The sequence below is a fragment of the Rhodobacter sp. SGA-6-6 genome (genome assembly GCF_011043545.1).
In the GTDB taxonomy this organism is placed as follows: domain Bacteria; phylum Pseudomonadota; class Alphaproteobacteria; order Rhodobacterales; family Rhodobacteraceae; genus Pseudogemmobacter.
In genome coordinates this window covers 23,837-37,951 of the sequence record NZ_JAAKGP010000013.1, presented here as the reverse complement: position 1 = coordinate 37,951, position 14,115 = coordinate 23,837, and the positions used below count along the sequence as shown (strand labels likewise).

Here is a 14,115-nt window from a genome sequence, read left to right as displayed (position 1 = left end):
GGCGATATTGCCCATCCTGCACAGGATCACAGGTCCATCAACAACCGGCGCGGGTCTTCCAGCGCTTCCTTGACGCGCACGAGGAAGGTCACCGCCCCCTTGCCGTCGACGATGCGGTGGTCGTAGGACAGCGCCAGATACATCATCGGGCGGATGACGATCTGGCCGTTCACCACCACCGGCCGGTCCTGGATCTTGTGCATCCCGAGGATGCCGGACTGCGGCGGGTTCAGGATCGGGCTGGACATCAAGGAGCCGTAGACGCCGCCGTTCGAGATGGTGAAGCTGCCGCCCTGCATCTCGGCCATCGACAGCTTGCCGTCGCGGGCGCGCAGGCCCAGTTCGGCGATCTTCTTCTCGATCTCGGCGAAGGACATCCGGTCGGCGTCGCGCACCACCGGCACCACCAGGCCGGACGGGGTGCCGACCGCAACGCCCATGTGGACGTAGTTCTTGTAGACGATGTCGGTGCCGTCGATCTCGGCATTGACCTCGGGCACTTCCTTCAGCGCGTGGCAGCAGGCCTTCACGAAGAAGGACATGAAGCCCAGCTTGACGCCGTGCTTCTTCTCGAAGGCGTCCTTGTAGTCGTTGCGCAGGCCCATGATGCCGGACATGTCCACCTCGTTGTAGGTGGTCAGCATGGCGGCGGTGTTCTGGGCGTCCTTCAGCCGGCGGGCGATGGTCTGGCGCAGGCGGGTCATCTTCACACGCTCCTCGCGCGCGGCATCGTCCGCGGGGACGGGCGCGCGGGGGATGGCGGCGGGGGCCGGGGCGACGGTGGCGGCCGCGGCGGCACCGGCGGCGCCGGCCACGGTGCGGGCCACATCCTCCTTCATCACCCGGCCGTCCTTGCCGGTGGGCTGGATCGCGTCACGGTCGAGCCCGGCCTCGGCCATCGCCTTCTTGGCCGAGGGCGCATCCTCGACATCGGCGCGCGGCGTCAGCTGTTCCGGCCCGGCGCCGGGGGAACCGACGGTGGCTGCATCCTCGGACTTCGGCTCGGTGGCCTTGGCGGCGGGGGAAACCGGCGGCGCATTGGGGGCGCTGCCGGCCTTCGGCGCCGCGGCGGCGGCGCCTTCGGTGACGATCGCCAGCCGGGCATTGGCCGCGACGGTCGTGCCCTCGGGAGCAAGGATTTCGGCCAGCACGCCCGCCACCGGCGAGGGCACCTCGACGGAGACCTTGTCGGTCTCCAGCTCGCAGAGCATCTCGTCCTGTTTCACCGCATCGCCGGGCTTCTTGAACCAGGTGGAGACGGTGGCTTCGGAGACGCTTTCGCCCAGGGCGGGCACCATGACGTCGGTCATCTTCAACTCCTTCAGGCGATGGTCAGCGCGGCATCGACCAGCGCGGTTTGTTCGGCTTTGTGGCGCGAGGCGAGTCCGGTCGCCGGCGAGGCCGAGGCCACGCGGCCGGCATAGCGCGCCCGGGTCGGCGTGCCGCGGACCCTGGTCAGCAGGGTTTCAAGCTCCGGCTCGATGAAGGACCAGGCGCCCTGGTTCTTCGGCTCTTCCTGGCACCAGATGAACTCGGCCCCCGGGAAGCGCGACAGTTCCGCCGTCAGTGCCATGCCCGGCACCGGGTAGATCTGTTCGACCCGCAGCAGGTAGACGTCGTCCAGCCCGCGCGAGTCGCGCTCGGCCAGGAGGTCGTAGTAGACCTTGCCCGAGCAGAGGACGACGCGGCGGATCTTCTTGTCGTCCTTCAGCTTCAGCTCGGAATGGCCCTTCTGCGCATCGTCCCAGAGGACGCGGTGGAAGGTGGAGCCGGTGGTGAAGTCCTCGGCATCGCTGATGCACATCGGATGGCGCAGCAGCGATTTCGGCGTCATCAGGATCAGCGGCTTGCGGAAGTCGCGGTGCATCTGCCGGCGCAGGATGTGGAAGTAGTTCGCCGGGGTCGAGCAGTTGGCGACGATCCAGTTGTCCTCGGCCGAGAGTTGCAGGAACCGCTCCAGCCGGCCCGAGGAATGTTCCGGCCCCTGGCCCTCCATCCCATGCGGGAGAAGGACGACAAGGCCCGACATCCGCAGCCATTTCGACTCGCCCGAGTTGATGAACTGGTCGAACATGATCTGCGCGCCGTTGGCGAAGTCGCCGAACTGCGCCTCCCACAGCGTCAGCCCGTTCGGCTCGGACAGCGAATAGCCGTATTCGAAGCCGAGCACCGCATATTCCGACAGCATCGAGTCGATGACCTCGAACTTCGCCTGGCCGGCGCGGATGTGGTTCAGCGGATAGTAGCGCTCCTCGGTGTCCTGGTCGACCAGGGCCGAGTGGCGCTGGCTGAAGGTGCCGCGGGTGCAGTCCTGCCCCGCAAGGCGGACCGGGAAGCCCTCGACCTGCAGGGAGCCGAAGGCCAGCGCCTCGGCGGTGGCCCAGTCGAAGCCGCGGCCCTCCTCGAACATCTTGGCCTTGGCCTGCAATTGCCGGGCGACGGTCTTGTGGATGTTGAAGCCATCGGGCACCCGGGTCAGCGCCTGGCCGATCTCGGCCAGGGTCTCGGGCGGAATCCAGGTCTCGCCCCGCTGGTAGTTGTCCAGGTCCTTGGTCTGCATGTTCTTCCAGCGCCCGTCCAGCCAGTCGGCCTTGTTCGGGCGATAATCCTTGCCGGCCTCGAACTCTTCGTTCAGGCGGGCCTGGAAGGCGGCCTTCATGTCCTCGATCTCGCCTTCCGGGATCAGCCCGTCGGCCACCAGCCTTTCGGTATAAAGCTGCAAGGTGGTCTTTTGTTTCCGGATGCGGTTATACATCGCCGGGTTGGTGAACATCGGCTCGTCGCCTTCGTTGTGGCCGAAGCGGCGGTAGCAGATGATGTCCAGCACCACGTCCTTGTGGAACTTCTGGCGGAATTCGGTCGCCACCCGGGCGGCGTGCACCACAGCCTCGGGGTCGTCGCCGTTGACGTGGAAGATCGGTGCCTCGACCATCAGGGCGATGTCGGTGGGGTAGGGCGAGGTCCGGCTGAAATGCGGCGCGGTGGTGAAGCCGATCTGGTTGTTCACCACGATATGGATGCAGCCGCCGGTGCGGTGGCCCTTGATGCCCGACAGTTGCAGGCATTCCGCCACCACGCCCTGGCCGGCAAAGGCCGCGTCGCCGTGCAGCAGGATCGGCAGCACCGCCATCCGCTCCACGGTGTCGTTCAGCTGGTCCTGCTTGGCGCGGGCCTTGCCGAGGACGACCGGGTTCACGGCTTCCAGGTGGCTGGGGTTGGCGGTCAGCGACAGGTGGACCTTGTTGCCGTCGAACTCGCGGTCGGCCGAGGCGCCGAGGTGGTATTTCACGTCGCCCGAGCCGTCGACGTCCTCGGGCTTGAAGCTGCCGCCCTGGAATTCGTTGAAGATGGCGCGGTAGGGCTTCATCAACACGTTGGCCAGCACGTTCAGCCGGCCGCGGTGCGGCATCCCGATGATGATCTCCTTCACGCCCAGCTGGCCGCCGCGCTTGACGATCTGCTCCATCGCCGGGATCAGCGCCTCGCCGCCGTCGAGGCCGAAGCGCTTGGTGCCCATGTATTTGACGTGCAGGAACTTCTCGTAGCCCTCGGCCTCGACCAGCTTGTTCAGAATGGCCTTGCGGCCCTCGCGGGTGAACTGGATCTCCTTGCCGTAGCCCTCGATCCGTTCCTTCAGCCAGGAGGATTGCTCGGGGTCCGAGATGTGCATGTATTGCAGCGCGAAGGTGCCGCAATAGGTGCGCTTCAGGATGTCGATGATCTGCCGCATCGAGGCATGGGTCAGCCCCAGCACGTTGTCGATGAAGATCGGCCGGTCCATGTCGGCCTCGGAGAAGCCGTAGCTTTCCGGGTCCAGCTCGGGGTGGGGCGCCTGCTCGCGCATCCCCAGCGGATCGAGATCGGCGGCGAGGTGGCCGCGGATGCGGTAGGCGCGGATGATCATCAGCGCGCGGATCGAGTCGATGACGGCGCGCTGCAGCTGCGTCTCGGTCAGGTTGACGCCCTGCTCGGCGGCCTTGGCGGCGATCTTCTCGCCCGCCGCCTTGCGCTCCTTCGCCGGCGCGGCGGCCCATTCCCCGGTCAGCGCCGCGGTCAGGTCGTCCACCGGAGCCGGCGGCCAGTCGGCCCGCGCCCAGCTCGGCCCCTCGGCGGCGCGCTTGGCGTCCAGCTCGTTGTCGCCGAGGGCGCGGAAGAACTCCGCCCAGCCGGCATCGACCGAATTCGGGTCCTCGGCATAGCGGGCCTGCAGCTGGTCGATGTAATCGGCATTGGCCCCGTCCATGAAGGAGGAGGCCTGGAATTGCGCGTTGGGGGAATGTTCGGTCATCGGGTCACCTCAAGGGGACGGGAGAGAGCGAGTTTTCGTCGAAAACTCGGAAAGGGGGGCGGGTTTTCGGCGAAAACCCGGGTCTTGCACAGGACGCCGGCGCGCCACATCGGGCGCGCCTTGCAGGGGTCTGATGGACCACCCATAGGCATGGTCAGCCCTTGATCGCCTTCAGCACCGCCTCGCCCAGGCCCGCGGGGCTGTCGGCAACCACGATGCCGGCGGATTTCATCGCCTCGATCTTCGATCCGGCATCGCCCTTGCCGCCCGCCACGATGGCGCCGGCATGGCCCATGCGGCGGCCCGGAGGGGCGGTGCGGCCGGCGATGAAGCCGGCGGTCGGTTTCCAGCGGCCCTTCTTCTTCTCCGAGGCCAGGAATTCCGCCGCCTCCTCCTCGGCCGAGCCGCCGATCTCGCCGATCATGATGATCGAGGTGGTCTCGGGGTCGGCCAGGAACATCTCCAGCACGTCGATATGCTCGGTGCCCTTGATCGGGTCGCCGCCGATGCCGACGGCCGAGGACTGGCCCAGGCCCACGTCGGTGGTCTGCTTCACCGCCTCGTAGGTCAGGGTGCCCGAGCGGCTGACCACGCCCACCGAGCCGCGCTTGAAGATCGAGCCCGGCATGATGCCGATCTTGCAGGCGTCGGGCGTCATCACCCCGGGGCAGTTCGGCCCGATCAGCCGGGATTTGGAGTTCAGGAGCGCCCGCTTCACCTTCATCATGTCCAGCACCGGGATGCCCTCGGTGATGCAGACGATCAGCGGGATCTCGGCGTCGATGGCCTCCAGGATCGAGTCGGCGGCGAAGGGCGGCGGCACGTAGATCGCGGTCGCGTCGGCGCCGGTCTTCTCCACCGCGTCATGGACGCTGTCGAACACCGGCAGGCCGAGATGGGTGCTGCCGCCCTTGCCCGGCGTCACGCCCCCCACCATCCGGGTGCCATAGGCGATGGCCTGTTCCGAATGGAAGGTGCCCTGGCTGCCGGTGAAGCCCTGGCAGATGACCTTGGTATGCTTGTCGACGAGAACGGCCATCGGGGCCTCCTTCAAAGAATATCCATCGATCCGGCGCCCGTGGACAGGTGCCGGGGAAGTCCAGCGGGGATCACGCCGCCCCTAGGGGCAGGTGATCGTGATGTCGCGCCCGTCCATCCGTCCTTGCGTGGCCAGGGCCGATTGCTCGGCGCAGGTCTGCTCGAAGGAGGTGTGGGCATCGTTCACGTCCACCACACCGCCTGTGCAGGCCGGAAGGGCCAGGGAGGCAAGCAGCAGCGGGACGGCGAATGTCAGGCGCATGGGGTTTTCCCTTTCATTGCGGTGACGGGTGTTGCAATGGCATCAGCCCGCCCCGCCAAAGATGAAGCGGACGGAACTGGTCGTTTCGCTTTCGCAGACCGGGTCGTTCCCCGACGAGGTGACTTCGGCCTGGATGCCATGGCCCAAGGCAAAGGCGATGCAGCCCGCCGGCATGTCCAGGCTTTCGAGGGACAGGCCAGCCGCGCCGCCGATGATCTGCAGGTTGCCGATGGCCGTGGCCGTGCCCTGCACCTCGGAATAGGCGGCGCAAAAGCTGCCGTCATCGGCGGCCAGGACGTAAAGGTCGGCATCGGGTGAGAAGATTTCCATCAGGCCCTGCTCGCGTTCCTCGACCGTGACCCAGTTGCCTTCCAGGAACAGGGCGGCCGTGGCCGCCGGATCGCCCCGTCCGGCCAGGCAGGCGGCCACTGCCGCACGATAGGCCGCGCCGTGATCGGGATCATCCAGCTTGCGCGTCATGAATTCGACCGTCGACCAGTCCTGCGCCGTGACGGGCAGGGCGGTCAGGGCAAGGATCAGGGCGGCCCGCAGCATCACCCCTTCACCGCCTTGACGATCTTCTGCGCCGCGTCCGACAGGTCGTCGGCGGCGATCACGTTCAGGCCGCTTTCGTTGACGATCTTCTTGCCCAGTTCCACGTTGGTGCCTTCCAGCCGCACCACCAGCGGGACTTGCAGGCCGACCTCCTTCACCGCGGCGACGATGCCCTCGGCGATGATGTCGCAGCGCATGATGCCGCCGAAGATGTTGACCAGGATGCCCTTCACGTTCGGGTCCGAGGTGATGATCTTGAAGGCCTCGGTCACCTTCTCCTTGGTCGCCCCGCCGCCCACGTCCAGGAAGTTGGCCGGCTCGGCGCCGTAAAGCTTGATGATGTCCATCGTCGCCATGGCCAGCCCGGCGCCGTTGACCATGCAGCCGATCTCGCCGTCCAGCGCGATGTAGTTCAGGTCGAACTTCGAGGCGGCGAGTTCCTTCGGGTCCTCCTCGGTCTCGTCGCGCAGCGCGGCGATGTCGGGGTGGCGGTAGATCGCATTGCCGTCGAAGCCCATCTTGGCGTCCAGGAGCCGCAGCGAGCCGTCCTTCAGCACGCAGAACGGGTTGATCTCCAGCATGTCCATGTCCTTGTCGAGGAACAGCTGGTAGAGCTTCCTGACGATGGCGACGCATTGCTTGACCTGGTTGCCCGTGAGGCCGAGCGCGAAGGCCACCCGGCGGCCATGGAAATCCTGCAGCCCGGTGGCCGGGTCGATGGTCAGGGTGTGGATCTTCTCGGGCGTGTCATGGGCCACGTCCTCGATGCTCATGCCGCCCTCGGTCGAGCAGACGATCGAGATGCGGCTGGTCTTGCGGTCGATCAGCAGCGCGAGGTAGAACTCGCGCTCGATGTCGCTGCCGTCCTCGATGTAGATGCGGTTGACCTGCTTGCCGGCCGGGCCGGTCTGCACGGTGGCGAGGGTGCGGCCCAGCATCTGGCGGGTGAACTCGGCGGCTTCCTCGACCGATTTCGCCAGCCGGACGCCGCCCTTCTCGCCCGCCTCGGGCTCCACGAACTTGCCCTTGCCGCGGCCGCCGGCATGGATCTGCGCCTTGACCACCCAGAGCGGCCCGTCCAGTTCCCCGGCGGCGGTCTTGGCCTCTTCGGCGCGCAGCACGACGCGGCCGTCCGAGACCGGAATGCCGTAGCTGCGGAGAAGCGCCTTGGCCTGGTATTCGTGGATGTTCATGTGCTTTCTCCGGGGACGGTCGTTTCATGCCGATGTCCGGGCTTTCTGGCATGGAAACGTAACGCCGCCAAAGCGCTTTTCGGGGTTTTCCGGCAAATCGGCGGAGAAATGCAGTTTTGTGATCACGAATTTTCAGGCCGTGATCACAGCTTTCGGGCCCGTGATCACTTGCCGCGAGGATACCCCGCCGCGCGGTGGCGCTAACGTGATTCGGGCCGGCGCCGTCAGTTCAGCAGGATGGCGAAAAGCAGCGAGTCGCCCCAGACGAGACTTTCGAATTCCCGCCAGGATTGCGCGCTGGCCTGCGGCCCCTTGCGGACGAAGGGAAGGAAGCCCTCGCCCTGCACCATGGCGACCAGATCCACCGCCGGCGGGTCCTTGAACATCAGCGACACGTCGATCCCGGCCTCGGCGCCGTAGCGCCAGTGCGGCACCAGCAGCTGCCCGGTCAGGATCGCCTCGGCATCGGCCAGCACCGCCTGCCAATGCGCCCCGGTGCCGGGCGGCATGTTCAGCCCCAGGCCCGAGACCTGGCGGTCGTTCGGGATCCATTCGCTGTCGTTGTCGGTCTCCACCTCGACCAGCGACCAGAAGCGGCGGTTCTCGCGGATCGTCGCCAGCAGATGCTCATGCGCCGAGGCGGCAAGCGCCGGGTCGGGCTCCGTCGCCAGCGCGTGCAGGATGATCGCCACCCGGTCGACCTGGGCGCCGAACATCATGTCCAGCGCGTGGTTGGGCGGCGTGGTGCCGTGGAACTCGGCCATCTTCGCGGCCGAGGCGGCCACCCGGTCCACCGCCGCCGCCGGGTCGTAGGCCAGCGCCACATCGGTGAAGGCCGAGAGCAGGTGGGTATAGGCCGAAAGCCAGGCGGCATCGGCGGCGTCGAAGCGGATGGTCGGGTCGATCATCTCGACCGAGCCCATCCGGCCGGCGCCGAGGGTCAGCCCCGCCACCTCGCCCACGTCCTCGCCCTTGTCGCGGCTGCCGTTCATGTTGATGTCGAACCAGAGGTCGCCGACGGCGATCTCCAGCACGAACTGCTGCTCGCCCAGCTGGTCCAGCGCCGCGCGGGCGGCCTCCATGTCCTTGTCGATGCCGGTCAGCAGGGTGCCGAGGTCGGCGCCGGTGAAGGGCCGGGCGTCGGGGTTCTGCGGGATCGGCAGGCGCAGGATCGGCAGCTCCGACCAGTCGGCCTGCAGCCCGGTCTGCCAGCGCAGCTGCAGCGCGGATTCGACGCCGGAGAGGAAGCGCAGCCCGGCCAGCGCGAACAGGTCGGGCGGATTCGGCTGCGGCAGCGCGGCCAGCCGCTCCTCGGTCGCCTTCAGCCCCTTGGCGGCGATCTCGGCGGACAGCGCCGAAGGCTCGGCCAGCGCGAGGCCGGGGAGAAGGGCGAGGGCGGCGGCGAGGATCGGGCGCATGGGGACCTCCTTCGGGATGGCAGAAGGATGCGCCGGGGGGCCCGGGGGGTCAACCGGCGGCGGGGTGGGGAAATCCGCCGCCGGAATTGTATCGAGCGCCTTGCGGCGCAAGCCTTTTGTCTCGCCTCTGCGCCTTTCAGGCGCAACCGGCTCGGACGTGCCTCCGGCGGGGATATTTGGGGGCAGGTGAATTGCAAGAAGCGCTCTTTTTCCAAATTCACCTGCCCCAAATATCCTCAGGGGGGTTGGGGGCAGAATGCCCCCATCCGCCGACAGCAGCCCCAGGGGCCTCCGTCAGCCGAAACGATAAGGAATGCGGCGGCAGCCGCGCCTTCGGCTATGCCGGTTCCAGCACGCAGAGCCTCTGGCCGCGGGGCAATCGCCGGTCCCGCCAAGCCAGGCGGAAACCGGCTGCGCCGGCGTCGGCCTCCACCTCCACAGCGGAGCGATGGTAAGGCGGGCGGTCCGGGTGGGTGACCACGCCGTCGGGCTGGCGCAGCGGGCCGGTCTGGCCCCCGGGCGCAAGGAAGACGGTGAGCAGGAGTTTCCGCAGCCCCGGGATGCGGGCGCGCAGCGCGGCCAGCGCAGGGCGGAGGACGGGGGCGGGCAGATGGGTGAAGACGCCGAAGGCGATGGCGTGGTCGATGTCGGCCGGCAAGCCGGGGAAGGCGAAACCGGCGTCCTCAACCAGCTGCTCCCGCGGCAGGCGGGCTTGCAGGTCCGGCGTCAGCTCCGCCTCCCACCCGCGCTGCATCAGTGCGGCGGAGGCGTCGGTGCCCCAGTAATGGCCGGGGTCGAGGTAACCGACTGCCCGGTGCCCCAGCCGCAGGCAGCCGCAGCCGATGTCCAGCAGACGGTGCTCCGGCCGCAGCCCCTCGTCCAGAAGCGCGGCCATCTGGGCGCGGGCGGTCTCGTCCCAGCGGCCGCCGACGATCTCGCGGTGCCGGCCGGCCGCAAGCGCCCGGTCGTAGAAGCCGGGCGCGAGATAGGGCGAGGTCAAGGCTTCTTGGCGGCGGCGGCCTTCATCCGGGCAAGAAGCGCGGTCTTGTCGGTGGCTGCCACCTTCGGCGCGCCCTTCTGGGCGCCGCGCTTGGGCTTGGGCGAGGTCTTGGCGGCATTGGCGCCGCCGGATTTGGAATAGTCCATCGGAACCTCCGGGGGAAGACATGCGCCGGGGATGCCGGATTCGCGGCCCGGGGGCAATGGCAAAAGCCCCGGGCTTGCGGCCGCCCCTGCGCTGTGGTCCTGTCGCCCGGCAGGGCGGAGGGGACGGATGCAGAAGGCGATGATCTTCCTGGTGATGGCCATCGTGCTGGAGGTGATCGCCACCTCGGCGCTGGCCCGGTCGCAGAGTTTCACCCGGCTCTGGCCGAGCGTGATCTCGGTGGTCGGCTATGCCGGGGCGTTCTGGTTCCTGTCCTTCCCGCTGCGGCACATGCCGACCGGGGTGGTCTATGCCCTCTGGTCCGGCCTCGGCATCGTGCTGATCACCATGGTGGCCTGGATCTGGGCGAAGCAGGCGCTGGACCTGGCGGCGATCCTCGGGCTGGCGCTGATCCTGGCCGGGGTGCTGGTGATCCACCTGTTCTCGCGCTCGGTTTCGCATTGAGCCAAAGGAAAGGGCGCCCCCGGACAGGCCGGAGACGCCCTTGCGCAAAGGCTCCGAGGACTCAGGCCAGCGAGGGGTCGATGCCCTTGCAGGCGGCGACAAGGCCCTTCACCGCGTCGACGGATTTGGTCATCATCGCCTGCTCGTCGCCGTTCAGCTTGATTTCCACCACCCGCTCGATCCCGCCGGCGCCGATCACCGTCGGCACGCCGACGTAAAGGCCATCCAGCCCGTAGGCGCCCTTCACATAGGCCGCGCAGGGCAGCAGGCGCTTCTGGTCCTTGAGATAGGCTTCCGCCATCTCGATGGCCGAGGTCGCGGGGGCGTAGAAGGCCGAGCCGGTCTTCAGCAGGCCGACGATCTCGGCCCCGCCGTCGCGGGTGCGCTGCACGATGGCGTCCAGCTTCTCCTGCGTGGTCCAGCCCATGGCGACCAGATCGGGCAGCGGGATGCCGGCGACGGTGGAATAGCGGGTCAGCGGCACCATGGTGTCGCCATGGCCGCCGAGGACGAAGGCGGTGACATCGCGCATCGAGACGCCGAATTCCAGCGAAAGGAAGTGACGGAAGCGGGCCGAGTCCAGCACGCCCGCCATGCCGACCACCATGTTGTGCGGCAGGCCGGAGAATTCGCGCAACGCCCAGACCATGGCGTCCAGCGGGTTGGTGATGCAGATCACGAAGGCGTTCGGGGCATGGGCCTTGATGCCCTCGCCGACCGATTTCATCACCTTCAGGTTGATGCCGAGAAGGTCGTCGCGGCTCATCCCCGGCTTGCGCGGCACGCCGGCGGTGACGATGCAGACATCGGCGCCGGCGATGTCGGCGTAGGAATTGGTGCCTTTCAGCACGGCGTCGAAGCCCTCGACCGGGCCGCATTGCGCCAGGTCCAGCGCCTTCCCTTGCGGCGTGCCTTCGGCGATGTCGAACAGGACGACGTCGCCCAGTTCCTTGGTTGCGACCAGATGGGCAAGCGTGCCGCCGATCTGGCCCGCGCCGATGAGAGCGATCTTGGGTCGTGCCATGGGGACCTCCTGAGGTTCGAGTCGCGCAAGGGCCTAGCCCCTAATGCGCGCCCTGTCCAGCACCGCGCGCGGCGAATGTATGCCATTGCATACGAAGATCGGGGCTTTCCGGCCCCGGCGTCCCGGTTTAGCGGTAACGCGGACGGAGGGCGCGATGGAAGGCTGGGGGTTCTGGATCGCGGCGGTGATCGCCGCGGCGCTGGTCGGCGCCGGCAAGGGCGGGATTCCCATCGTCGGGATGCTGGGCGTGCCGGTGCTGGCGCTGGTGATTCCGCCCGGGGTGGCGGCGGGGTTGCTGCTGCCGGTCTATGTCGTCAGCGACATTTTCGGCCTCTGGGCCTATCGCCGCGACTACGACGCGCGGGTGCTGGCGATCGCGCTGCCGGGGGCCATGGTCGGCATCGCCGTCGGCTGGGCCACCGCCAGCGTGGTGCCCGAGGCGGCTGTGCGGGTGCTGATCGGGGTGATCGGGATGGCCTTCGCGCTGAACCTGCTGCTCCGCCGCGGCGTCGTGGCCGAGCCGCGGCCCGCGCGTGTCGGCCCGGGCATGTTCTGGGGGGCGGTGACCGGCTTCACCAGCTTCGTCAGCCATGCCGGGGCGCCGCCCTGGCAGGTGTTCACCCTGCCGCTGGGCCTGTCGCGGTCGGTCTTCGCCGGCACCTCGACCATCGCCTTCGCGGTGATCAACGCCGCCAAGCTGCCGCCCTACTGGCAGCTTGGGTTGCTGTCCCCCACCAACCTGAAGACGGCGGCGATGCTGTTCCTGCCCGCCAGCCTTGCGGTCTTCGCCGGGGTGGGGCTGGTGAAACGGCTGCCGGAGAAGCTGTTCTTCCAGCTGGTGACCTGGGCGCTGCTGCTGATCTCGATCAAGCTGGCCTGGGACGGCGGTCGGGCGCTGGCCGGCTGATACCCGCACAGAATTTCTGCACCGCGGCGAATCTGGGCTTGATGAAAGTGGCGGATTCGTGGTTTCTGCCGCAAGAATCTTGCGTGAGGTCTTGCGATGTCTCGTCCCTGCCGTTCGGTCCTCTATATCCCCGCCGCGCGCGAGCGGGCGATGGAGAAGGCGCAGGCGCTGCCGGCGGATGCGATCATCTTCGACCTCGAGGATGCGGTGGCTCCGGCCGAGAAGCCCGCGGCGCGGGAGCTGCTGGCACGGGTGCTGCGCGACATGGACTTCGGGCCGCGGCTGCGGATCGTGCGGATCAACGGCTTCGATACCGAATGGGGCCGGGACGATGCCGCGGCGATGGCGGCGGCCTTGGCCGAGGGGGCGAGGATCGACGCCGTTCTGGTGCCCAAGGTCAACCGCGCCGCCGATCTGGAGGCGGTGGCGGCGGTGGTGCCGGGCGTCGCCCTCTGGGCGATGATGGAGACGGCGGCGGGGATGCTGAACGCGGCCGAGATCGCCGGGCATCCGCGGCTGAAGGGTATGGTGATGGGCACCAATGACCTGGCGAAGGAGCTGGGGTCGCGGTTCCGGCCCGACCGGCTGCCGATGCAGGCGGGGCTGGGGCTGTGCTTGCTGGCGGCCAAGGCGCAGGGGCTGGTGATCGTGGATGGGGTCTACAACGCCTTCAAGGACGACGAGGGCCTGCGCGCCGAATGCGAGCAGGGCCGCGACATGGGTTTCGACGGCAAGACCCTGATCCATCCGGCGCAGCTGGAGATCGCCAATGCCGCCTTCGCGCCCTCCGAGGCCGAGATCGACCTCGCCCGCCGCCAGATCGCCGCCTACGAGGAGGCCCTGGCGCAGGGCGGCGGCGTCGCCGTGGTGGACGGCAGGATCGTCGAGAACCTGCATGTCGCCACCGCCAAGGCCATCCTGTCGCGGGCCGAGGCGATTGCAGCCATGGCCGATTAGGGGCAGGGTCAGCGCCATCAAGCCGGAGAACGCCAGATGACTCTTCTGATCCTTGGCCTTGCCCTGTGGTGGGCTGCCCATCTTTTCAAACGCCTCGCGCCGGGCGCGCGGGCCGGCATGGGCGACGCGGGCCGCGCCGCGGTGGCGCTGGCCGTGCTGGCCGCGGTGGTGCTGATGATCCTCGGCTACCGCGCCGCCGAGTTCGTGCCGGTCTATACCCCGCTGCCGGGGATGGGCCATGCCAACAACACGCTGATGCTGGTGTCGATCTTCCTGTTCGGGGTGGGCGGCACCAAGGGCACGCTTTACCCGCGGATGCGGCATCCGATGCTCTGGGGCACGGTGGTCTGGGCCGTCGCGCACCTCTTGGTGAACGGCGATATGGCCTCGCTGGTGCTGTTCGGCGGCATCGGCCTCTGGGCGCTGGTGCAGATGGCCGCGATCAACCGCACGTCGGCCTGGGTGCGGCCTACGGGCGGCCGCGGGATCAAGGGCGATGCGATGAACCTGGTCGGCACGCTGGTGCTGCTGGCGGTGATCGCGCTGGTCCACAACTGGCTGGGCCACCCGGTCTTCGAGGGGAGCTATTACTGATGCGGCTGTATCGTTTCCTGTCCGACGACGACACCTCGGCCTTCTGCCACAAGGTCAGCCTCGCCCTGTCGAAGGGGTGGGAGCTGCACGGCGGGCCGACCTACGCCTACGACGCGCTGAAGGGCGTGATGCGCTGCGGGCAGGCGGTGGTGAAGGAGGTGCCGGGGACCTATTCCCCGGAGGTGAAACTGGGCGAGATGTGAGCCGGACGATTTCCGCGCGGAAATCGTGCCGGACTTCGCGCGAAGTCCGGGGGGTGCGGGCAGGAGG

15 protein-coding genes are annotated in these 14,115 nt (G+C 68.2%); 5 read left to right on the top strand and 10 right to left on the bottom strand.

Annotated elements, in window-relative coordinates; translation table 11 throughout:
• Window positions 1-26: 26 nt before the first annotated feature.
• From odhB to G5B31_RS17530, 9 genes are all read right to left on the bottom strand, one after another.
• Complete coding sequence (odhB, locus tag G5B31_RS17570) at window positions 27-1,310, bottom strand: 2-oxoglutarate dehydrogenase complex dihydrolipoyllysine-residue succinyltransferase (protein ID WP_240904480.1); 1,284 nt, start codon at window positions 1,308-1,310, stop codon at window positions 27-29.
• 11 nt (window positions 1,311-1,321) lie between these two features.
• On the bottom strand, window positions 1,322-4,288 hold the full coding sequence (locus G5B31_RS17565; RefSeq protein WP_165019519.1) for a 2-oxoglutarate dehydrogenase E1 component: 2,967 nt from the start codon (window positions 4,286-4,288) through the stop codon (window positions 1,322-1,324).
• Between the two features lie 154 nt (window positions 4,289-4,442).
• Window positions 4,443-5,327, bottom strand: a complete 885-nt coding sequence (gene sucD / locus G5B31_RS17560) for a succinate--CoA ligase subunit alpha (RefSeq protein WP_165019518.1) — start codon at window positions 5,325-5,327, stop codon at window positions 4,443-4,445.
• An 81-nt stretch (window positions 5,328-5,408) separates the two neighbouring features.
• A complete protein-coding gene (locus tag G5B31_RS17555; protein ID WP_165019517.1) occupies window positions 5,409-5,588 on the bottom strand; it encodes a hypothetical protein in 180 nt (59 codons plus the stop codon).
• Window positions 5,589-5,630: 42 nt separating this feature from the next.
• A complete protein-coding gene (locus G5B31_RS17550; protein ID WP_165019516.1) occupies window positions 5,631-6,143 on the bottom strand; it encodes a hypothetical protein in 513 nt (170 codons plus the stop codon).
• Complete coding sequence (gene sucC, locus G5B31_RS17545; RefSeq protein WP_165019515.1) at window positions 6,143-7,336, bottom strand: ADP-forming succinate--CoA ligase subunit beta; 1,194 nt, start codon at window positions 7,334-7,336, stop codon at window positions 6,143-6,145. The genes G5B31_RS17550 and sucC overlap by 1 nt, the downstream gene beginning before the upstream one ends.
• Before the next feature lie 224 nt (window positions 7,337-7,560).
• Window positions 7,561-8,754, bottom strand: a complete 1,194-nt coding sequence (locus G5B31_RS17540) for a hypothetical protein (RefSeq protein ID WP_165019514.1) — start codon at window positions 8,752-8,754, stop codon at window positions 7,561-7,563.
• Between the two features lie 337 nt (window positions 8,755-9,091).
• Window positions 9,092-9,754: a class I SAM-dependent methyltransferase gene (locus tag G5B31_RS17535; protein WP_165019513.1), complete on the bottom strand. Its 663-nt coding sequence runs from the start codon at window positions 9,752-9,754 to the stop codon at window positions 9,092-9,094.
• Window positions 9,751-9,900, bottom strand: a complete 150-nt coding sequence (locus G5B31_RS17530) for a hypothetical protein (protein ID WP_165019512.1) — start codon at window positions 9,898-9,900, stop codon at window positions 9,751-9,753. Before G5B31_RS17530 ends, G5B31_RS17535 begins: the two co-directional genes overlap by 4 nt.
• A 127-nt stretch (window positions 9,901-10,027) precedes the next feature.
• On the opposite strand from G5B31_RS17530, the gene G5B31_RS17525 reads away from it, so the two are divergent.
• Window positions 10,028-10,363 (top strand): SMR family transporter, encoded by a 336-nt coding sequence (locus G5B31_RS17525; RefSeq protein ID WP_165019511.1) that lies wholly within the window; start codon window positions 10,028-10,030, stop codon window positions 10,361-10,363.
• 61 nt (window positions 10,364-10,424) lie between these two features.
• Here the strand turns inward: G5B31_RS17525 and mdh are convergent, their stop codons facing one another.
• The gene (gene mdh, locus G5B31_RS17520; protein ID WP_165019510.1) at window positions 10,425-11,387 is read right to left on the bottom strand and encodes a malate dehydrogenase; all 963 of its coding nucleotides are present in this window, start codon (window positions 11,385-11,387) and stop codon (window positions 10,425-10,427) included.
• A 154-nt stretch (window positions 11,388-11,541) separates the two neighbouring features.
• On the opposite strand from mdh, the gene G5B31_RS17515 reads away from it, so the two are divergent.
• The 4 genes from G5B31_RS17515 (at window position 11,542) to G5B31_RS17500 (ending at window position 14,048) form a co-directional block, all read left to right on the top strand.
• Window positions 11,542-12,294, top strand: coding sequence for a sulfite exporter TauE/SafE family protein (locus G5B31_RS17515; RefSeq protein ID WP_165019509.1), 753 nt, complete (start codon window positions 11,542-11,544; stop codon window positions 12,292-12,294).
• Window positions 12,295-12,390: 96 nt separating this feature from the next.
• On the top strand, window positions 12,391-13,251 hold the full coding sequence (locus G5B31_RS17510; RefSeq protein ID WP_165019508.1) for a CoA ester lyase: 861 nt from the start codon (window positions 12,391-12,393) through the stop codon (window positions 13,249-13,251).
• A gap of 36 nt (window positions 13,252-13,287) precedes the next feature.
• Window positions 13,288-13,845 (top strand): NnrU family protein, encoded by a 558-nt coding sequence (locus tag G5B31_RS17505; protein ID WP_165019507.1) that lies wholly within the window; start codon window positions 13,288-13,290, stop codon window positions 13,843-13,845.
• Window positions 13,845-14,048 carry a DUF1737 domain-containing protein gene (locus G5B31_RS17500; RefSeq protein WP_165019506.1) on the top strand — a complete coding sequence of 68 codons (204 nt, stop codon included), beginning with the start codon at window positions 13,845-13,847 and terminating at the stop codon, window positions 14,046-14,048. The genes G5B31_RS17505 and G5B31_RS17500 overlap by 1 nt, the downstream gene beginning before the upstream one ends.
• Window positions 14,049-14,115: the final 67 nt, after the last annotated feature.

Bases quoted from the DNA above. Each gene is read 5' to 3' on its own strand.
- odhB (WP_240904480.1), bottom strand. From the start codon at position 1,310: ATGACCGACGTCATGGTGCCCGCCCTGGGCGAAAGCGTCTCCGAAGCC.
- G5B31_RS17565 (WP_165019519.1), bottom strand. From the start codon at position 4,288: ATGACCGAACATTCCCCCAACGCGCAATTCCAGGCCTCCTCCTTCATG.
- sucD (WP_165019518.1), bottom strand. From the start codon at position 5,327: ATGGCCGTTCTCGTCGACAAGCATACCAAGGTCATCTGCCAGGGCTTC.
- G5B31_RS17555 (WP_165019517.1), bottom strand. From the start codon at position 5,588: ATGCGCCTGACATTCGCCGTCCCGCTGCTGCTTGCCTCCCTGGCCCTT.
- G5B31_RS17550 (WP_165019516.1), bottom strand. From the start codon at position 6,143: ATGCTGCGGGCCGCCCTGATCCTTGCCCTGACCGCCCTGCCCGTCACG.
- sucC (WP_165019515.1), bottom strand. From the start codon at position 7,336: ATGAACATCCACGAATACCAGGCCAAGGCGCTTCTCCGCAGCTACGGC.
- G5B31_RS17540 (WP_165019514.1), bottom strand. From the start codon at position 8,754: ATGCGCCCGATCCTCGCCGCCGCCCTCGCCCTTCTCCCCGGCCTCGCG.
- G5B31_RS17530 (WP_165019512.1), bottom strand. From the start codon at position 9,900: ATGGACTATTCCAAATCCGGCGGCGCCAATGCCGCCAAGACCTCGCCC.
- G5B31_RS17525 (WP_165019511.1), top strand. From the start codon at position 10,028: ATGCAGAAGGCGATGATCTTCCTGGTGATGGCCATCGTGCTGGAGGTG.
- mdh (WP_165019510.1), bottom strand. From the start codon at position 11,387: ATGGCACGACCCAAGATCGCTCTCATCGGCGCGGGCCAGATCGGCGGC.
- G5B31_RS17515 (WP_165019509.1), top strand. From the start codon at position 11,542: ATGGAAGGCTGGGGGTTCTGGATCGCGGCGGTGATCGCCGCGGCGCTG.
- G5B31_RS17510 (WP_165019508.1), top strand. From the start codon at position 12,391: ATGTCTCGTCCCTGCCGTTCGGTCCTCTATATCCCCGCCGCGCGCGAG.
- G5B31_RS17505 (WP_165019507.1), top strand. From the start codon at position 13,288: ATGACTCTTCTGATCCTTGGCCTTGCCCTGTGGTGGGCTGCCCATCTT.
- G5B31_RS17500 (WP_165019506.1), top strand. From the start codon at position 13,845: ATGCGGCTGTATCGTTTCCTGTCCGACGACGACACCTCGGCCTTCTGC.